Here is an 18,118-nt window from a genome sequence, read left to right on the forward strand (position 1 = left end):
TTTGTGATTACCTGGGTTACGGGATGAGCTGGCATAAGCAGCCGAAGCTGAAAGTGGCGAAGATGAGCCTGGGTCGCTTACGCGACCGGCTTAGAGAACTGCTGCGCGGGGCAGAGGGCCGCAAGATGGCGACAACTATCGAGCGGATCAATCCTGTACTGCGCGGTTGGGCGGGTTACTTCAAGCTCATCCAGAGCAAGCGAGCGTTTGAGGAGCTGGACGGCTGGGTACGGCATAAACTTCGTTGTGTGATCTGGCGCCAATGGAAGCGACCCTCGACGAGGGCGCACAACCTGATGCGTCTGGGGCTTAACGAAGAACGTGCCTGTAAATCGGCGTACAACGGCCGAGGCCCATGGTGGAACTCGGGGGCATCTCATGTGAATCAGGCGTTACCGAAGAAGCTATGGGATGGGCTCGGATTGATCTCAATACTGGATACGATAAACCGGCTTAATCGCATCGCCTGAACCGCCGTATACGGAACCGTACGTACGGTGGTAATGGAATGGACGCCCCCTGTCCTAACGGCATCGATGTGCCAAAGTGAAAGTGTTAATAGCACTTAACGGAAGGGAGCGTCCTCATGAAGCTTACGACTGTTGGTATCGATTTGGCAAAAAACGTGTTTCAAGTACACGGAGTTGACGAGCGAGGGAAACCAGTACTGAAGAAGCAGCTCAAACGTGACCAGCTTGCCCCTTTCTTTGCAGTATTGGCGCCGTGCTTGATCGGTATGGAGGCTTGCGGAAGTGCCCATCACTGGGCAAGAAAGCTGCAAGCATTTGGACATACGGTCAAGTTGATGGCTCCACAATTTGTTAAGCCCTATGTGAAAACGAACAAGAACGACGTAGCCGATGCAGAGGCCATTTGTGAAGCGGTCGCTCGACCCAATATGCGCTTCGTACCGATCAAGACGACAGAGCAACAAGGGATATTGGCCATGCATCGGGCGCGGCAGGGTTTTGTGAAGGCTCGTACTGCGCAAGCTAACGCAATTCGTGGGCTGCTCGGTGAGTTCGGCATTGTCATCGCGCAAGGGATCGGGCATATCGCCGAGCGTTTGCCAGGCATCCTGGAAGATGGCGAAAACGGTCTGCCCGGTTCATTCCGGCAGTTGATGCAGCGCCTGGGCGATCATCTGAAGGAGTTGGACCGGCAGGTGGGTCCACTTGAACGGGAAATTCAACAATGGCATCGAGGGAATGAGGCCAGTTGCAAGCTTGCAGAAATACCGGGTATTGGACCGATCACCGCAAGCGCTCTGGTCGCTTCGGTAGGTGATGCGAAGAGTTTTGCCAACGGTCGGCAGATGGCGGCATGGTTGGGATTAGTACCGCGACAGCATTCGAGCGGAGGCAAGTCCACGCTGTTAGGTATCAGCAAGCGAGGCGATAGCTATTTGCGCACATTGCTGGTTCATGGTGCGCGAGCGGTGGTTCGTTACGCCGAAGGTAAAACCGACCCCTCATCGGATTGGCTGAAGGGTTTGTTGGCGCGTCGCAACACGAATGTGGCAGTCATCGCGCAGGCCAACAAGAATGCCCGGATTGCCTGGGCGCTGCTGGCCCACGACCGCAGATTCCGGTCTGGTTACACCCCTGCTGTCGCAGGCGCGTAACCAGACCGGTGGAGTCAAGCGATGAAGCGTTAGAAAGGAGTACTACCAAGGTTGCCCAGGCAATCATGACGTGATGGCAAGACAGGTCGGACCGGGATCGGGTAACTCTGCCCTCTCACAGGCGCTTCGAGCGCGTGGTGGTGATAAGAGCCCGATCAGCGAATTCCATCAGGGACAGAGGCAGAGCCTCACATAAAGTCCGGATGTATGGCTGCAATCTCAACCCCGTCTGTGTTGTCACGAATTGAAAGCTCGGCAAACTGGGGGCGTCCATGTATGTGAGAGGACGGCGGATGTAAATCCGCCTCCTACTCGATCCTGAAGCTTTGCCCGGGCACTGGTCAAAACGCCCATAAAATAGAGCAAATTGGCCTATTTCACTGCCCTGGGCCCAGCCCTAACCTAGTGCCCAACAACCCATCACCCGGATCAAGGGCATAACAAAATGACTGAATACAAATTGGCGCTGGTAGGCTTTGGCGGTGTTAACCGGGCATTGGCTCAGCTGATTGCCGAACGCAACGAACAGTGGAAAACAGAACTGGGTTTCACCCTGAAAATCGTCGGCGTGACTGACTTGTTTCTCGGTTCGGTGATTGGCCGCGAAGGGCTGGACGCCAATGTGCTCGCCCAATTGCCGGCAGTCAAAGGTGCATTGGCGCAATTGTCGGGTGGCGACGTCACAGCCCTCAATGAAGAGGTGATCAAGGATTCCGGCGCGGACATTATTGTTGAAGCCACGTTTACCAACCCGGTGGACGGTGAACCGGCGACTTCGTTCTGCCGTTGGGCGCTGGAGGGCGGCCAGCATGTCGTCACCACCAACAAGGGCCCCATCGCCTTGCACGGCGCCGAGCTCAAGGCACTGGCTCGACGCAAGCATGTCGCCTTTGAATATGAAGGTTCGGTCATGAGCGGCACGCCGGTGATTCGCCTGGCCAGGCAGGCGCTGGCCGGCAGCTCCATTGTCGGTTTTGAAGGAATTCTCAACGGCACGTCCAACTTCGTGCTCACCAGCATGGAAGGCGGCCTGGGGTTTGCTGAGGCCGTCAGCAAGGCTCAGGAACTGGGTTACGCCGAAGCCGACCCGACGGCGGATGTCGAGGGTCATGACGTACGCCTCAAGGTGGTGATCCTGGCGAATGAACTGCTGGACGCGAAGCTTACGGTCAGCGACGTCACGTGCAGCGGCATTTCGTCCCTCAACCTTGGCGACATCGAAAAAGCCCGGCAGGACGGCGCTCGCTGGAAGCTGATCGGGTCGGCGATGCGCCATACCGACGGCTCGATCAGTGCCAGTGTCGAACCGCGGCTGTTGAACAACGACCATCCGCTGGCCAGTGTCGGCGGTGCAACGAATGCGGTGTCGTTTACCTCCGAACTGCTCGGTGCGGTGACGGTTTCGGGGCCGGGAGCAGGGCGCACGGAAACAGCGTTTGCGCTGCTCTCGGACATCATCAGCATCCATCAATCCATTGCACGCAACCAGGAGTAAACCTGTGAAATTATCGCGCCTGGTTCTGGATATCGTGGAGCCGCCCATTGAAGTCTTTAACGCCTATGACGGTTCCCTCATAGGTAGCGTGACGAATGTCTGTGCGTCGCAAGTTCCGCAGTTGTTGGAGACAGGACGCAGTGGTGCACGAGCGTGCGCCGCGTTAGCGCGTCATCGTCGGGCTCGCATTCTTGAGCAAGCCGCAATCAACATCGAACAGGATGCCGGTGTGTTTGCCAGGCTGATCGTCGACGAGGCCGGGAAGACCCTCAAACAGGCGGAAAAAGAGGTCAAACGTTGCGTCAATACCCTCAAGCTGTCAGCCGAGGAGGCCAGGCGCAATGCCGGGGAGGTGGTTCCCTTCGATGCTTATGAAGGCTCCGAATCGCGTCAGGGCTGGTTTTCCCGTGAACCTCTGGGGCTGATCGTTGCGATCACGCCGTACAACGATCCGTTGAACCTGGTGGCGCACAAACTCGGTCCGGCCATTGCGGGCGGTAACGCGGTGATTCTCAAACCTTCCGAGCTCGCGCCATTGTCGGCCATTAAACTGGTGTCTTATCTGGTCGCGGCAGGCTTGCCTGAATCAGTGGTTACCGTCGCCACCGGCGGCGCGGAACTGGGCAAGGCGTTGGTCGCCGCCCGTGAGGTGCGGATGATTTCCTTCACCGGCGGTTTCGTCACCGCAGAGCAGATCGCCCGCACGGCCGGGTTGAAGAAACTGGCCATGGACCTGGGCGGCAATGCGCCGGTAATCGTCATGGGCGACTGCGACCTTGAGGCCGCTGTCGAGAGTTGCGTGTCCGGAGCCTTTTGGGCAGCGGGGCAGAACTGCGTAGGCACTCAGCGCTTGCTGATTCAGGCGTCGATTTATGAAGCGTTCCGAGAGCGATTCGTCAGCCAGGCCCGTGCGCTTGCGGTCGGCGATCCATTGCTGGCCGATACCGATATCGGCCCCATGATTACTGCGCAAGCCGCGCAGAATGCCGAGAAAGTGGTCAACGAGGCCTTGCAAGAGGGCGCCACGTTGCTCTGCGGCCATCGGCGTGCAGGATCGTGCTACGCCGCCACCGTGCTGGAAAACGTCGATCACGCCAGTCGACTCTGGCGCAATGAAGTCTTCGCTCCGGTGGTGGTATTGCAGCTTTTCGAAACCTTCGATGAAGCCATCGCTTTGGCCAATGAGCCCGAATACAGCCTGCATGCCGGGATCTTCACCAATGATCTGGCAACCGCGATGAGCGCCGCACGGAGGATCGAAGCCGGGGGAGTGATGATCAACGACTCTTCCGACTACCGCTTCGATGCGATGCCGTTTGGCGGTTCCAAGTACGGTAGCCTGGGCCGGGAAGGGGTGCGTTTTGCCTACGAGGAAATGACCCAACCCAAGGTGGTATGCCTTAACACGTTGGGTTAGTCGATTCGCGGTAAATGGATCAGCTCGTATGGCATTGGGTCGGTTTGGTCACCGGCCCAATGCGTTTTGCTGAATGGGGAGAAAGGAGAAGTTGAATATTTCCACTGAGCTGATAATCGCCAAGAAAGCGTCTGTTGCGATCTGAGGGGCGGTGAGATTTGAAGAATGACGACTTCTGGCCGTTTTGTGCATGTCGTGACTGACCCTTTGGGCTTAAGCGGTCGGTGACAGGCCAGTGGCAAATCGAAAGCAAGCGGGCGCGCTATCACCGAATTAACTGAATTTTATAGCGATGCCCTAACCACTAATGGACAATCAACTGGCTGGGTTCCCGATACATCGAGGGTCTCGATCAGGTGCCGGGCAGCCTTGCGACCGATCTCGTAGTACGGCAGTTGCACCGTGGTCAGCGGCGGGATGAACAGCTCAGCAATGCCGATCATGTTGTCGTAGCCGAGCACGGCGACATCGTCGGGAATTTTCAGGCCACGGCCCAACAATAGCTGATAGGCACAAAAGGCAATGCGGTCGTTGCCACAGATCAGAATGTCGAATTGGGGACGACCCTCAATGATGTGCCGGTCGAGGATGGCTGCGGTTTCACCATAGGCGTCATGATCGGAAAGGTCGTATTGCAGGTGTGCGTCAGGCAACAGCCCGAATGCCTGACAGGCACGTTGCAGGCCTTTTTGTCGCAGGTTCCAGGCCAGACTCTGTTTTGGCAGATTGATACACAGAGGGCGCCGATAGCCCTGGCTCAACGCGTGATGTACGGCTCGATACTGCCCCGCTTCGTCGTCTGGCACATAACTCACCAGGCGACTGTCATCGGCCAGGCAATTGGCGAGTACCAGGGGTTTGCTCTTCAATCGTTCGGGAATGCATACCTGGCGAAACCCCATGGCGCTGAAGATCAACCCGTCGGGGCGGTGCGACAACATCAGGTCGATGTTCTGGTCGGTGGGCGGATTGCTCAACAGGTTAAGGATGAACACATTCCAGCCGGCTTGCTGCGCGGTCTGTTCGATGGACAGCAGCAACTCGACGGCGAACGGTGTGGTCGCGGTGTCCAGCGCGAATACACCGATGGTTCGCGACTGGAGGTTGTCGCCGCRCATCTTGCGCGCCGACAGGCTCGGTACGAATTGCAGTTCATCAATGGCGCGACGCACCCGCAGAAGGGTTTCGGGGCTCAGTTTTTCCGGATTATTGAGCGCTCGAGAAACCGTCATCAGGGACACGCCGGCCAGCTGTGCAACGTCTTTCACTGAAGTCATGCGAGGCGAGCCCGGTCAGGTTGACGCAGAATCATGACACAGGGCCCGGGCTTCTCGCGACTCGAATGACGCTGCTCATAGCCATCCAGAGCCGAGAGGCCATGCCTTGGGAATCGAGACACGCCCGCCACTCCCGCTGGCAAACAGCTTCACGCCCAGACTGTCGGGCCGCGGATAGAGGCGACTGCTGAGGCTGAAGCGCCCGTTTTCGTCGAACACCTCGATGGACGAGCGATCGAGGAACACACGCAGTGCCAGTCGCTCTTGTGTCGGGTCTATCGACACGCTGCGCTGGCCTGTGACTTGCGCACCCGAGTGGCTGCGGTCAAGCACCAGACGCCGCAACGCCGCATCGTAGTAGAGCAGGGTTTGTTCATGGTCATCGTCGCTGCAGCGCAACGCGATTCCCAGGTGGCCGTCGGTGCAGCCGAGTAAATCCAGGTGCACATGGATTTCGAGACTGTCGCCATTCACTTCCGGCACCCACCGGGTTCCCGACCCCTCCCACCAGGGCGTACCAGGCAATAGCGTCATGCGCAGAGCGATGAGCTCCCGTGCCGGATACACGCAAAGGCGATCTGCGCACAGTTCAAGTTCGCGCGGCAAACCGAGCATGCCGCACCAATGATGGGTCTGGCTCGGCATCGGGCTTTCCCACATGTCGAGCCATGCCCACACAAGGCGCCGACCATCGGCGGCCAATAGCGTTTGCGCGGCATAGAAATCATGGCCGTTATCCAACTCGATAAAAGGACCGCCGGTGAAGTGCCATTCGCTGTCGAGTCGGCCCACTCGATAACCGGTCTGGTATTTGTTGAGCCGATCGTAACCCTGGGGTTGCATGCCCTGGGGGGAGTAAAGCAGCACATCGCGTCCGTTGAGTCGGAACAGATCCGGGCACTCCCACATATAGCCATCGCCCTCGCTGCCGCTGGACACATAGTCGAGGAACTCCCAGGCGTGCAGATCCGTGGAACGGTACAGCGGGAGCAACGGCACATCGCCCAGACGTGCGCCGGCAATCAGGTACCAGCAGTCATCCTCTTGCCATACCTTGGGGTCACGAAAGTGCATGATCGTGTCTTGCGGCGCGGTGTCGATGACGGCGCCATGCTTGACGAACCGAATACCGTCGGTGCTGGTGGCCAGGCATTGGACTTGACGGATCGAGCGTTCGTCACCCACTTCCCCCAGCCAGGTGTGTCCGGTGTAGATCAGTGCCAAGGTATCTCCACACACCACTGCGCTACCGGAAAAACATCCATCACGGTCGAAGTCATCGCCGGGTGCCAGCGCAATGGGCAGGTGCTGCCAATGAACCAGATCGGCACTCTTGGCGTGGCCCCAATACATCGGGCCCCATTTCGCGTCGAAGGGGTAATGCTGATAGAAAACGTGATATTCGCCACGAAAGTACACTACCCCGTTAGGGTCGTTCATCCAGCCTGCCGGGGGGGAAATATGATAACCGGGTCGATAATCCTGGATGACGCGAGACAGGCCGTCACCCAGTGCGCGCTGCGCAAGGTCAAGGGAAGAAAACATTGGATCGCTCATGGTATTCAAAGACAAGGTCATAGGGCGCGTGCTCGGACTGAGCGTAGAGAGACGTCATCCGGCAGGGTTTCAATGGCGTGTGGGTGGCGACTCAAGGCCGTGCCATCGGCGTCGAACAGGTGCAGATTGCCGAACTCCAGCTGCAGCTCGACCTGATCGCCCACCTGCCATCCGGCATTGACCTCACAACGACAGATCAGTGGCTCGTCCTGACCTGTATCGAGGTGCACATAGGTTTCACTGCCCAGGTATTCGACCCCGGTCACGACGACGCCGGTAGTCCCCTGCGCCGCCTTGAGCGACACGTGTTCCGGGCGAATCCCCAGGCTCAGTGGGGTGTCCGCCGCCAGGCTCGAGCTGTCGAAGGGCAGGGAAGTCATACCCAGGACGGGAGTATCGACCAGGCTGGTTTCACCCGGTGCATGCAGGCGTGCCGCCAGAAAGTTCATTCTGGGCGAACCGAGAAAACCGGCGACAAAGCGGCTCGCTGGGCGCTCATAGAGTTCGCGCGGTGAGCCGACCTGTTCTACGCGACCGCCATTGAGCACGACAATTTTGTCGGCCAGGGTCATCGCTTCCACTTGATCGTGAGTGACGTAGATCATGGTCGAGCCCAGTCGATCATGCAGCCGGGCGATTTCGTTGCGCATCTGCACCCGCAAGGATGCATCCAGATTGGAGAGCGGCTCATCGAACAGCAAAATGTCCGGCTCACGCGCCATGGCTCTGCCCATTGCCACACGCTGACGCTGCCCTCCAGACAGTTCCTTTGGCTTGCGTTGCAGCAGTTTGTCCAACTGCAGGATTTGTGCAGTTTTCAGCACGCGCTCGCGCAAGCTGCTCTTTTCAGTCTTGGCCAGTTTGAGACCAAAGCTGATGTTGTCGTAGACGCTCATGTGCGGGTACAGCGCATAGGATTGAAACACCATGCCGACGCCACGCTCGCGCGGCTCCAGGTCGTTGACCCGACGCCCGTCGATCAGCAGGTCGCCGCCGCAGATCGAATCCAGTCCGGCGATCAGGCGCAGCAGGGTCGACTTGCCGCAACCCGAAGGGCCGACGAACACCACGAATTCACCCGCCGCGATTTCCAGGCTGACGTCGCGAAGAATCCGCGCGCCGCCCAATTGTTTGTTCACGTTGTCCAGTTTCAATTTGATCACGATGCTGTTCCTTGTCTTTGTTGGGCATCAACCCTTTAACGCGCCGGCAGTGAGACCGGAAACGATTCGGCGCTGGAAAATCAGCACCAGAATCACCAATGGGACGGTGACCAGCACCGAGGCGGCCATCAACAATCCCCAAGGCAGCTCATGAGGGCTGCCACCGGAAATCAGGGCGATGGCGACCGGCACCGTGCGTTGCGTGTCGGTGAGGGTGAAGGTCAGGGCAAACAGGAACTCGTTCCACGCGGCGATGAAGGCCAATAAGCCAGTGGTGACCAGCGCGGGCCAGAGCAGCGGCAACAGCACTCGGGTCAGCGTGACCCAGGGGGACGCGCCATCCATGATTGCCGCTTCTTCCAGTTCATGGGGCAGTTGCCCCATGAACGTGGTCAGCACCCAAACGGTGAAGGGCAGGGTGAAAATCGTGTAGCTCAGGATCAACGCCCAGGACGTGTTGTACAGGCCCAGCGCGCGGATCACTTCGAAGAGCCCCGACAGCACCGCGACCTGGGGAAACATCGACACGCCAAGCACCATCATCAACACCGTGCCACGCCCACGGAACTTCACCCGGCCCAAGGCATAGGCGGCGGTCAGGCTGAGGAACAGCGCCAGCGTCACCACACACAGCGCAACCACCAGCGAGTTACCGATGGCCCGCAGGAATGAGGCTTGGTGGAGTACCGCCGAGTAATTGGAGAAATCGGGGTTATCGATCCAGTAGCTCACCTCGAACAAGGCGCTGGATGGCTTCAGCGACGTCACGATGGCGTAGTAGAAAGGGAAAACCGCATACAGCAGCAACACCCCGATCAGACACCAGAACCCGAGGCGCAACAGCGTTTTTTTCAGCAGGCGCGGGCTCATGAGCGGACCTCCAGTTGACGGCGTCCGAGGTAGAGATAAAGCATGGCGATGACCGCAACCACCAGAAACAACAGCGTCGAGGCTGCGCTGCCGTAACCGACGTCCTGGAACTCCACCAGGTGCTGGCGGGCATACACCGACATGCTCATGGTGCTCGACGAGTTCGAGGTCAGCACATAGATCACGTCGAATACCCGCAGCGAGTCGAGGATGCGGAAGATCGCCGCCACCAACAAGGCGGGCATCAGCAGGGGAAGCGTGACACGCCAGAACACCCTCAGCGGATGAATGCCATCGACCCTGGCGGCCTCGTAGCAATCGCTCGGCAACATCTGCAAGGCCGCCAGCATCAGCAGCGTGACAAAAGGCACGGTCTTCCAGACGTCGACGATGATCACCGCCCACATCGACAGGTCCGCATCTGCCGTCCAGGCCAGGGGCGCGTCAATCAGGCCGAGGCTCAGCATCATGTGATTGATGATGCCGAACTGGTCGTTAAGCATCCATGACCAGATCTTTGCCGAGACAATGGTCGGAATCGCCCAGGGAATCAGAATCATCGCACGCACGAGGGAACGGCCGGTGAACTTGATGTTGAGCAGCAACGCCACCAACAGTCCCAGTACGACTTCCAGTCCCACCGACACCACGGTGAAATGCAAGGTGTTGCGCACCGCGTTCCACCACTGAGGATCGACCAGGATGCCCGACCAGGTGGAACCGTTGCGGAACAGATAATTGCTCAGGCCGATGAAGGATCCGCCACCGGTGTCCGACAGACTGGCGTCGGTCAGGCTGAACCAGAATGTGCGCAGTAGCGGCCAGGCTGCCACCAGGGCCAGACACAACAGCATCGGTGTCAGAAATAGCCAGGCGGCGCGTACTCGGCGACGTTGTACGGGCGTTTCCCTGGTGAGCAGGAGCTCGTCACAGGGGGCAGTAGTAGAGACAGACATGGTGATTTCCTTCCTTGTGGCTTACCAGTTCCGGCGTTTGATGCGCGTGAGTTCGCTTTCCAGTTCGGCCAGCGCCTGATCGACAGGCAACTCGCCCGCCAGCACGCCATGCACTCGATCGAAGAACGCATTGGAGACCCTTGGATAGCGATCGGCAGTGATTGAGGCAGGGCGCATGACCCCATCGTTGAGAATGCTGTGGAGCTGGCTGTAATAAGGCATTGCCGCGAGCAATTCGGGATCTTGATACAGCGACTCGATAACCGGGTTATAGGCGCCTATCAGGGCACGACGTTTTTGCTCTTGGGCACGGGTCAGGTAGCTCACCAGCTCGGCGGCAAGTTTTGGATGGGCGCTGTAGCGCGATACCGCCAGGCCCCAGCCACCGAGGGTGGAGGCATGGCTGCCGGTCTCGCCGCCGCGGGGCAGGGGAGCGACCCCGACCTTGTCTTTTACGGCACTGTCCTGGCTTTGCACCAACGCCCAGACATAAGGCCAGTTACGCATGAACAGCGCATTTCCCGACTGGAATACGCCACGACCTTCTTCCTCGGTGTAGTTGAGTACGCCACGCGGGGAGATGTCTCCCACCCAGCTTTTCGCCAGGGTCAAAGCCGTTCTTGAAGCCTGGCTGTTGACCACGATGTCACCTCGTGGATTGACCAGTCCGCCTTCCGGTTGGCTGCTGATCCACTCCAGTGCATTACACGTCAGGCCCTCGTAGGCGCGCCCTTGAAAGATGTAACCCCACGCATTGGGATTCCCGGCAGTGCGCTCGGCCTGTTGAATATTCCTGGCGGTAGCGGTCATTTCCTCCCAGGTCTGGGGAACCTGCTGGTTGTACTTCTCGAGCAAGTCCTTGCGGTAATACAGCAGGCCCGAGTCGGTGAACCACGGCATCGTCACCAGCCGTCCGTTCACCGTGGCGTTATCCACCTGTGCCTGGAAATAGCCTTGGGTCGGGTTGGCAGGAAGCACCTCGCGCAGATCCATCAAGTGTTTGGCCAGCATCCCTGGCCACACCATATCGATTTGAATGATGTCGATGTCGCTGGATTGTGCACTGAGGATCTGTTGATAGAACGACAACCTCTCGGTCGCCGAGTTAGGCGTGGAAACCACCTCGACGTTGTTGCCGGTCTGTTTCGACCACGCCTCGACAGCCTCCTTGCAGAGCTGCAACTCCGCACCCACCGCGCCACACGAGATCGTTAAATCGGCAGCGCTCGAGAGGCATGGAAATCCGGCACAGAGGGTGAGTAGTGCGGCTGGAAGGAGAGTTTTTAGCTGTTTCATAAAGCCCTCTTTATTTTTGTTTTTAGAAAAGTTAACGTTAACATCGCCAAATGTAGCAGCGTATTTGCGATGAGGCATCCTTTTTTTCGTCAATTTTGACAATTCACAATTGACGAAAAAAGGCCGCTCGCGGGAACAGAAAAATAAAAACAAAACAGGAAATTCACATGCAGAAAGCATCAAGCTGGCTACTCGCAGGCGTGCTCGGCACCTCGGCGGTAACCTCTCAGGCCGCGACTCTGGAAGAACGCATGGCCGCGTTTGAAGCCCGTGCCAGCGCCGCGGAAAAGCGTGCAGCCGCAGCCGAGCAGCAAACCCAGGCACTTGCCAGGGAATTGCAGCAGATCAAACTCGCCACTGCTCCCTTGCAGCCCGCCGCGTCTACTGCGGCAGTAATTTCGGCGCCCGCTTTGGATACCCGACTGGCAAAACTCGAAGCCCGTCAGCAAAGCCTGGAGAAAGAGGGCAGTACCGGACACCTCACTGATGGGTTCAGCTTCAACGGCTACGCCCGCTCCGGATTGCTGATCAACGATCGGCTGGGTGGTGGTCGTGGCGGCCCTTATACAACTCCTGCCGGTTCAGTCGGTGGTGCAGTCGGGCGACTCGGTAACGAAGACGACACCTACATGCGTATAGACCTGTCGAAAGAAATCTATGCGCAAAACGGCACCCGTTCCAAATTCACGGTCTCCATCGCCGACGGTGTGGAAAGCACCAATGACTGGACGGCCGACGAAAGCAAACTGAACGTGCGCCAGGTATTCACAGCGCTTGACCATCTCGCTGCGTTCAAGGGCAATTCAGTGTTCGAGAACGCCACCCTGTGGGCAGGCAAGCGATTCGATAGAGATAATTTCGATATCCACTGGCTGGACTCGGACGTTGTCTTTCTGGCCGGCACCGGGGGTGGAATCTACGATATGCAGATGAACAAGAATTGGCGTTCGAACTACTCTTTGATCGGGCGCAACTACGGGGATTTCAGTCAAGGCGATCTTAGTGCCGATGTGGAAAGCTACATCCTGACCTCCAACCAGTTCTTCGAGGATGGTCAGTGGCAGTGGATGTTCAATGCCATCGGCGCAAAGAAAAACGATTTCGCTACCCGGACCAATGCAGCGGGTTTGACGCCTGCGGATTCCGGCTTGCACAGCATGCTGGCCAATCACCAGAAAAACTTTTTCGGCAGGGAAGGCTTCTTCAAAACGGCGCTGCTCTATGGGCAAGGTCTGGGAGCTGAGGTCAAGAACATCGGCTCGGATGGCGAACTCATCGACGATGCCCGCGCTCTGCGTCTGGCACTTTATGGTGAGACACCCCTTGCGCCTGACTGGCGCATCGGGCCCAGCTTGCTGGCCGAACAGAGCAAGGATAGATACGTCAAGGGTGACGACTACCGCTGGCTGACCCTGAACGTGCGATTGGCTAACAAAATCAACAGCAATTTCGAGATGGCCTACGAAATAAGCTGGCAAACCATGAACCTCGACCCGAAGGACTATCTACAACGTAATGCGGTCGACGGTAACTTTTGGAAATTCACTGTCGCCCCGACATTCAAACCTGAGGTTGGAGATCTTCTTACACGTCCCGAATTGCGAGTGTTCGCAAGCTTCATGAACTGGTCTTCGGATCTGGACAGATTCAGTACCACAGACTCCTTTGGCATGACGGACTTCAAAGCCGGAGGTGTATGGCAATACGGTATACAAATGGAAACCTGGTTTTAATACTTGAACGCGTCCGGCCAACATATGCTTTGAAGTTGGCTATGAAAACTTCTCTAACTTCAACAAACCCTGCCTTTCATCAAAGCGCATTGAGTAAGTGATTACCGGTCGATTCTGATCAGCCAGCAGTTCCCTACGACAAAAAATTGAGGAAATGACGATGGTATTGCCTCGCGCAGTAGTGTTTGGCGAAGCCCTGACCGATCTTGTCCAAGGCACTCCTGGACAGTGGAAGGGCTACCCAGGTGGTGCTCCCTGGAACGTTGCACGAGCGCTAAGTCGCTTGGGTGTTAGCAGTGCTTTTGCCGGGTCGGTGAGCATGGATTCACTGGGTGACGAGATAGTTTCGCAGTCGGAAGCAGCAGCAATGGATATGAGGTTTATCCAACGGGTAGACCGAGATCCTTTGGTCGCCATCGTTCCATCGAGCCGTCCCCCAAGATACTTTTTTGCTGGAGATGCCGATCTGTTTTTTGATCCAGATCTGATGCCCAAAGGATGGATCAACCAAGCAGAGCTGTGTCATTTCAGCTGCATCAGTTTGGCTCGACAGCCACTCGCAGACAAGCTGGTTAAAATTGCTCAGCAGGCCAAAAAAGCCGGTAAACGGATTAGCTATGATCCGAACTGGCGCAATTTAATGGATAGCCATTATCGGGAGCAGACCTTCCCTACGATGACCACCCTTGCTGACATGATTAAGCTTTCCGATGAAGACCTTCGGCAAATTTATCCAGGGCTGACAGAACACCAGGCAATGGATGAGCTTCGCGCTCTTAATCCTCAGGCGCAGATCCTTTTTACCCGAGGAGAACACGGGATGATTCTCCACACCCCGGACAGCCAACTCGATCAGCCGGCGATTGCCGTGAAGGTGGAAGACACGGTTGGAGCAGGAGACGCTTGTATGGCTGGTTGGCTGGCTGCGCAGTTGCTGGGGATCGTGGACTTGAGAGAGCGCCTGCAATTTTCAGCGGCTTGCGCATCCATATCTTGCCGCCATGCCGGAGCCCATGCTCCAGCGCTAGCTGATGTGGAAGGTTTGCTGCAGCTGCTAAAACATACTTGACCATGGTTGCCGACGCCGAGGAGTTGTCTAAGTAAAAAGACTCGGCGCCGACCCTGGCCATAAGCGTTGCTGACTGTAAAAATTACCGATAGCCAACGGTATCACGCGTCTTTTCCTTCAGAGCCTTTCTCCGACTGAATTGGCCTAATGATTTTGGACACCTCACTCCGGTGTCATGAGCACCGCTAACGTCATGTTGATGAACTCTTCGTTTTTGCTGATCCTTTCCAGCGCGCCGCGAACATTGCCGGCTACCTCCGGTGATCCTCGTTGCTCGAGGCGACCTGACGCCGTTTTGCTCACGGAGTCTCACCATTTTTCAGCCAGGTGCCATGACCTTGCTGGACAGCCAGGTCGTGTTAGGAAATATCCCGAGAACCTGAAAATTATGTACGCGCAGGCCCGATTACATTTGTTTGCGTGGCCTCATTTACCACTACGTAATCAGCGATTCTAGCGTCTGAATCGCTAGATCCAATATAGCTTGAGCATAGTCTGTTATTCCATAAAACAAGTACAAAACTATTTTATAGTGCGTTTTAATCTATTCAGATTTTTTGAATTGATTGGAGCACTTGCTTTTGAAAACTACGGCACTTTTGCCTTTTGGCCTGGCGTTACTGGCTACATGCTCGACGGCTTTCGCGGGCGCCACTCTGGATCGCGTAACCAGCAGTGGGGAGCTGACCGGCGTTCTGATGGAAAGCTATCCGCCATTCTCCTTTCTCAATGAACAGAACCAACTGGACGGGTTTGACGTGGATGTCGCCAAGGCCGTTGCGCAACGGCTAGGGGTGAAGCTGAAGCTGCAAACACCGTCCTGGGATGTCATCGCTGCCGGACACTGGAACGGACGATATGACATCTGCGTCTGCTCGATGACCCCGAGCAAGGCACGGGCCGAAGTGTTCGAATTCCCGGTTGAGTATTACCAGTCCCCGGCCGTGATCGTGGTGAATGCCAAAGACAAGGACATTGTCACAGGCAAGGATCTGTCAGGTAAAAAAGTCGGTGTGATCAGCGCGTCGACCTATGAAGCCTATTTGAACAAGGATCTGGTGATCGAGGGCGCCGAGGACAAGCCGTTGAGCTATCCATTCGAAAGCGTCCAGGTCGCGCCMTACGACAACGAAACGGTMGCCTTCCAGGATCTGGCCTTGGGCACGGGCGTGCGCCTGGATGCCATGGTCACCAACCTCATCACYGCTCGCGAACGTATCGCCCAGGATCCTCGCTTTAAAATTGCCAGCGACACGCTGTATGCAGAGCCCAACGTGGTAGCGATCGAAAAGGGYGATCCGCAATGGAAYGCCAAAGTCACTGAGGTCGTCACCCARCTCAAGGCCGACGGCACATTAAGCAAGATTTCACAGAARTGGATCGGTGCCGATATCAGCCAATGACAGCCCTCAATCCACACCCGGCCAAGGCGGCTGTCGCCTCCGAAACCGAGACGCGTCGTTTCAGCCAGCTACTTGGTTTTCGCTCTCGCCTGTATTTGACCTGGGCAGTGCTGTTCGGCCTGTGCGTCATGTTTTTCATGAGCTTCGATCTGAAGTTCTCGATCATTCTGCAGAAGTTGCCCAACCTGGTCGGCCTGCATTTGGGGCCTGACGGTTTCTTGCAAGGCGCCGCGCTGACGCTGTTTTTGTGCTTCTGCTCGATCTGGCTTTCGTTGCTCCTTGGCTTCGTGACGGCGCTGGCGCGCCTGTCTCGCAGTGCGGTGGCTTTCGGCATTGCCAGTTTCTATGCGTCTTTTTTTCGCGGTACTCCGCTGCTGATCCAGATCCTGCTGATCCAGATCCTGCTGATCTACCTGGGGCTGCCGCAGTTGGGTGTTGTTCCGGGCGCCATCAGCGCGGGGATCATTGCGCTCTCGCTCAATTATGGTGCCTACCTCAGCGAGATTTTTCGTGCCGGCATCATGGCTGTAGCACCCGGGCAGCGCGAAGCGGCGATGGCTCTGGGGCTGGGGCCTGCGGCAACGTTCCTGCACATCGTCCTGCCGCAAGCCATGCGCACGATCATTCCCCCGACAACCAGTCAGTTCATTTCAATGCTCAAGGACTCATCGTTGATATCGGTGATGGGCGTCTGGGAAGTGATGTTCCTGGCGCAGTCGTACGGTCGCTCGTCCTACCGCTACATCGAAATGCTCACCACCGCAGCCGTTATCTATTGGCTCCTGTCCATTGGACTGGAGTTGATACAGAACCGTCTTGAACGCCACTACGGCAAAGGTTTCAAGCATCAGCGCTGACCCGCTCCGTTTATTGACTTTTACAGGTACTACGATGTCCGATCCAAAACCTCTGTTGTTTGCGTTATACGAGCAAGCCAGTGTTGGCTGCGGCGGCGCGCCAAGCCTCTGGACGCACCCGGCTGACGAACGACTGACCATCAACTCGCTGGGCTACTGGTCCAACCTGGCACGCATCGCCGACCAGGCTCATCTCGACATGCTGTTTTTTGGTGATGTGCTGGGTTTCTACGATGTGTTTGGCGGTAATGCCGACGCTGCCATGAAGTGGGCGGTGGAAGCACCGGCCAACGATCCGTTGATGATCATCCCGGCATTGGCTGCGGTGACGGATAACCTCGCCTTCGGCGTCACTGTCACCACCAGTTACGAACATCCTTTCACCCATGCCCGGCGTTTCAGCACGCTGGATCACCTGACCAATGGCCGGGTCGGCTGGAACATCGTCACCTCCTACCTGACCAGCGCCGCTCGCAACTTCGGCCTGGAGCAGATGATCAAGCACGATGATCGCTATGAACGCGCAGATGAATTTCTCGATGTSGTTTACAAACTCTGGGAAGGCAGCTGGGCAAATGACGCGGTGGTTGCCGACAAGTCTCGCCAGGTCTATGCCAGGGGCGATCGCGTGCGACCGATCAATCATGTTGGCGAGCATTACCGGGTGGCCGGGCCGCATTTGACGTCCCCGTCACCGCAACGCACGCCGCTGCTCATCCAGGCCGGTTGGTCCGGCCGAGGTCGCGAGTTTGCGGCCAAGCACGCCGAACTGATTTTCATCGCCAAATCCAACCCGCTGGAGATTCGCCAGGGACTGGAAGATATATGGGCGCAGGCCAGGGCACGGGGGCGTCAGGCGAAGGATGTTAAATCTCTGACGGTCCTGCGCATCGTTACGGCCAGGACCGAGATCGAAGCCCAACGCAAATACGACGCACTGCAAAGCAACTATCACTTGCAGGCGCAACTGGTGAGTTATGCCGGTGATACCGGTATCGACATCAGCCGCTACGCGGACAGCGATGCGTTATCCACTCACACCGAAGGCATGACGTCCTATGTGATGCGGCCTGATGGCAGTGGCAAGCCCTTGACCGCCGGCGATGTCAAACAGCGCTTTGCCAACGTCACTCGGGGCAGTGATCTGATTCTGGTGGGAACGCCGCAACAAGTGGCCGATCGGATTGAGGAGCACGCCCGAATTTCCGGCACCAGTGGCTACATGCTCAACCCGCTGATCAGCCCAGGCAGCCTCGAAGACTTTGTTGAACTGGTCATTCCTGAACTGCAAAAGCGTGGCTTGTATCGTACTGAACCACAGAGCGGTACTTTCCGTTCGCGGTTACGGGACGATGGCGCTAACCATTTACCGGATTCTGCCTACGGCGCCTCATTCCGCTT

15 protein-coding genes are annotated in these 18,118 nt (G+C 57.2%); 9 read left to right on the forward strand and 6 right to left on the reverse strand.

Annotated features, from left to right (window positions below; all coding sequences use genetic code 11):
• From AC1DVE_RS30325 to AC1DVE_RS30340, 4 genes are all read left to right on the forward strand, one after another.
• A partial coding sequence (locus tag AC1DVE_RS30325; protein WP_477784411.1) for a group II intron maturase-specific domain-containing protein occupies nt 1-470 on the forward strand: 470 nt, incomplete at its 5' end.
• Between the two features lie 116 nt (nt 471-586).
• A complete protein-coding gene (locus AC1DVE_RS30330; protein ID WP_223533921.1) occupies nt 587-1,624 on the forward strand; it encodes an IS110 family RNA-guided transposase in 1,038 nt (345 codons plus the stop codon).
• 445 nt (nt 1,625-2,069) lie between these two features.
• On the forward strand, nt 2,070-3,119 hold the full coding sequence (locus AC1DVE_RS30335; RefSeq protein ID WP_223459276.1) for a homoserine dehydrogenase: 1,050 nt from the start codon (nt 2,070-2,072) through the stop codon (nt 3,117-3,119).
• A 4-nt stretch (nt 3,120-3,123) separates the two neighbouring features.
• Nucleotides 3,124-4,536, forward strand: a complete 1,413-nt coding sequence (locus AC1DVE_RS30340) for an aldehyde dehydrogenase family protein (RefSeq protein ID WP_223459275.1) — start codon at nt 3,124-3,126, stop codon at nt 4,534-4,536.
• Nucleotides 4,537-4,820: 284 nt separating this feature from the next.
• On the opposite strand, the gene AC1DVE_RS30345 is transcribed toward AC1DVE_RS30340, so the two are convergent.
• The 6 genes from AC1DVE_RS30345 to AC1DVE_RS30370 all read right to left on the reverse strand — a co-directional run bounded on the left by AC1DVE_RS30345 (nt 4,821) and on the right by AC1DVE_RS30370 (nt 11,655).
• Nucleotides 4,821-5,813, reverse strand: a complete 993-nt coding sequence (locus AC1DVE_RS30345; protein WP_477784412.1) for a LacI family DNA-binding transcriptional regulator — start codon at nt 5,811-5,813, stop codon at nt 4,821-4,823.
• A gap of 75 nt (nt 5,814-5,888) precedes the next feature.
• Nucleotides 5,889-7,391: a glycoside hydrolase family 32 protein gene (locus AC1DVE_RS30350; protein WP_223459274.1), complete on the reverse strand. Its 1,503-nt coding sequence runs from the start codon at nt 7,389-7,391 to the stop codon at nt 5,889-5,891.
• Nucleotides 7,388-8,533, reverse strand: coding sequence for an ABC transporter ATP-binding protein (locus tag AC1DVE_RS30355; protein WP_223459272.1), 1,146 nt, complete (start codon nt 8,531-8,533; stop codon nt 7,388-7,390). Before AC1DVE_RS30355 ends, AC1DVE_RS30350 begins: the two co-directional genes overlap by 4 nt.
• A gap of 27 nt (nt 8,534-8,560) precedes the next feature.
• A complete protein-coding gene (locus tag AC1DVE_RS30360; RefSeq protein ID WP_223458766.1) occupies nt 8,561-9,403 on the reverse strand; it encodes a carbohydrate ABC transporter permease in 843 nt (280 codons plus the stop codon).
• Nucleotides 9,400-10,359 carry a carbohydrate ABC transporter permease gene (locus tag AC1DVE_RS30365; RefSeq protein WP_223459270.1) on the reverse strand — a complete coding sequence of 320 codons (960 nt, stop codon included), beginning with the start codon at nt 10,357-10,359 and terminating at the stop codon, nt 9,400-9,402. Before AC1DVE_RS30365 ends, AC1DVE_RS30360 begins: the two co-directional genes overlap by 4 nt.
• Before the next feature lie 21 nt (nt 10,360-10,380).
• Nucleotides 10,381-11,655 (reverse strand): ABC transporter substrate-binding protein, encoded by a 1,275-nt coding sequence (locus tag AC1DVE_RS30370; protein WP_223459268.1) that lies wholly within the window; start codon nt 11,653-11,655, stop codon nt 10,381-10,383.
• 167 nt (nt 11,656-11,822) lie between these two features.
• On the opposite strand from AC1DVE_RS30370, the gene AC1DVE_RS30375 reads away from it, so the two are divergent.
• The 5 genes from AC1DVE_RS30375 to AC1DVE_RS30395 all read left to right on the forward strand — a co-directional run.
• Nucleotides 11,823-13,388 (forward strand): carbohydrate porin, encoded by a 1,566-nt coding sequence (locus tag AC1DVE_RS30375; RefSeq protein ID WP_223459266.1) that lies wholly within the window; start codon nt 11,823-11,825, stop codon nt 13,386-13,388.
• Nucleotides 13,389-13,548: 160 nt separating this feature from the next.
• A complete protein-coding gene (locus AC1DVE_RS30380; protein WP_223533920.1) occupies nt 13,549-14,457 on the forward strand; it encodes a carbohydrate kinase family protein in 909 nt (302 codons plus the stop codon).
• A gap of 581 nt (nt 14,458-15,038) precedes the next feature.
• Entirely contained in the window at nt 15,039-15,860 is an 822-nt protein-coding gene (locus AC1DVE_RS30385; RefSeq protein ID WP_477784413.1) for a transporter substrate-binding domain-containing protein, read from the forward strand.
• Nucleotides 15,857-16,717 (forward strand): amino acid ABC transporter permease, encoded by an 861-nt coding sequence (locus AC1DVE_RS30390; RefSeq protein WP_477784414.1) that lies wholly within the window; start codon nt 15,857-15,859, stop codon nt 16,715-16,717. Before AC1DVE_RS30385 ends, AC1DVE_RS30390 begins: the two co-directional genes overlap by 4 nt.
• A 34-nt stretch (nt 16,718-16,751) precedes the next feature.
• A partial coding sequence (locus tag AC1DVE_RS30395) for an LLM class flavin-dependent oxidoreductase (RefSeq protein WP_477784415.1) occupies nt 16,752-18,118 on the forward strand: 1,367 nt, incomplete at its 3' end.

The sequence above is a fragment of the Pseudomonas sp. P4_B4 genome, assembly GCF_056402255.1.